Raw genomic sequence first — 2,100 nt, forward strand, 5'->3', positions numbered from 1 at the left:
GACAGCTCCCCCTGCTTCCCCTACTCCCCCGCTCCCATATTGATGACACACCAGAAGATATAAAAAAATACGCCTTCGGGTGCTAGTCAATCGTCTGTTAGAACAACCATGATGCTATCTGGTGTGATTGTAAACACTTTGTAATTAAAAGCATTTACGACCATACTAAAATTCGGCACAACACATTATCTAACGGGAGGGATACGGCGTGAAAATTGGCGCTCACTACTTGGGTAACGGAGAGTGTGAGTTTACAGTTTGGTCTCCAACATCAAATAGCGTCGGGGTGCAAATTTTGTCGCCACAGGAGCAAGTATTGCCGCTCAAACCTATAGAAGAGGGATACTGGCAGGCAAAATTAAACGATGTGTATCCGGGTACGCTCTATCGGTATGTCTTGAATGATGAAAACGCTTTTGCCGATCCAGCATCGCAGTCTCAGCCTCAAGGAGTCCACGGGCCGTCTCAAGTTGTCGAGCATCACTTTGAGTGGACGGATAAGGAGTGGACTGGTATTTCCTTGGAGTCGATGATTTTCTATGAACTCCATGTTGGTACATTCACGCCGGAAGGAACCTTCACCGCCATCATTTCCCGTTTGCCGGATTTAAAGGAACTGGGAATTAACGCCATTGAAATCATGCCGATCGCCCAGTTTCCGGGCGATACCCATATTGAGGCTGCTTTAGCATACCGTAACTGGGGTTATGATGGCGTTTATCCGTTTGCGGTGCAAAGTTCCTACGGCAACGTAGCGGCTCTCAAGCAACTGGTAAATGCCTGCCACGAACACGGTATTGCTGTAGTGCTGGATGTGGTTTACAACCACTTTGGCCCGGAAGGCAACTATATGTCTCAGTTCGCACCCTATTTTACTCAAACTTATAAAACACCATGGGGCAGCGCGCTGAATTTTGACGATGCCCACAGTCACAGCGTGCGAAACTATTTTATTGAAAATGCGCTTTACTGGTTGGGAGAATTTCACATCGATGCATTGCGGCTAGATGCGATTCAGGCAATTTACGATCTAGGAGCCAAACATTTTTTGTGGGAACTGGCAGAAGCGGTGCATCACTTCTCCCAAGGGGAAAACCGCAAACGCTACTTAATTGCAGAAAGTGACTTAAATAATCCGCAAATCATTCGTCCGCCAGAACTGGGTGGCTACGGACTCGATGCCCAGTGGAGTGATGACTTTCACCATGCATTGCACGCACTCATAACAGGCGATCGCCAAGGCTATTATCAAGACTACGGGCAATGTGCCCAATTGGCGAAAGCTTATACAGATACCTTTGTTTACGATTGGAAGTACGCTCCTCACCGCCAGCGCTTTCATGGCATACCCTGCCACGATCGCCACATGTCACAGTTTGTAGTGTGCATTCAAAATCACGATCAAATCGGCAATCAAATGAAAGGCGATCGCCTCTGGGAGCGCATTTCATATGAAGGACTGAAGTTAGCCGCTGGTGCTGTCTTATTGTCGCCGTACTTACCGCTGCTGTTCATGGGAGAAGAATACGGCGAAACTGCACCCTTCACTTATTTTGTCAGTCATTCCGACCCTGATTTAATTCAAGCTGTGCGCGCCGGACGCAAACAAGAATTTGAAGCCTTTCACTATGAAGAAGGCCCGCCAGATCCAGAATCAGCAGAAACTTTTTTGCGTTCTAAACTCAACTGGGAATTACGCAACGAAGATCAGCATAAAGTATTGCTAAATTGGTATCGCCAGTTAATTAATTTACGCAAAACTCATCCCGCACTGCTCAACCAAGACCGCAACTTCATCGAAGCCACTAGCGATGAAGAAAGGCAGTTAGTTATATTGCGGCGTTGGTGCGAATCTAGCGAATTAATACTTGTGATGAATTTCAATTCCTCTCCCGTGACAGCAATTCTGCCAAGTCAGCAAAATGCTCGTAAACTATTAGATTCAGCAGATAATTCATGGAACGGGCCTGGTTCACAATTACCCGAACATCTGTCTGTGGCACAAGAATTGAAACTGCAACCCACCAGTTTAGTGCTATATGAACTAGAGAGTTAGGAGTAGAGGGCAGGGGGAGCAGGGGCCCCTCTGCCCCCCTGCTC

The 2,100-nt window shown here is 47.2% G+C and carries 1 protein-coding gene; it reads left to right on the forward strand.

Annotation, left to right across the window (positions count from 1 at the left end; all coding sequences use genetic code 11):
- Nucleotides 1-208: 208 nt before the first annotated feature.
- Nucleotides 209-2,056, forward strand: a complete 1,848-nt coding sequence (gene treZ / locus I8752_RS21970; protein WP_214434402.1) for a malto-oligosyltrehalose trehalohydrolase — start codon at nt 209-211, stop codon at nt 2,054-2,056.
- Nucleotides 2,057-2,100 lie beyond the last annotated feature (44 nt).

The sequence above is a fragment of the Dendronalium phyllosphericum CENA369 genome, assembly GCF_016056275.1.
In the GTDB taxonomy this organism is placed as follows: Bacteria; Cyanobacteriota; Cyanobacteriia; order Cyanobacteriales; family Nostocaceae; genus Dendronalium; species Dendronalium phyllosphericum.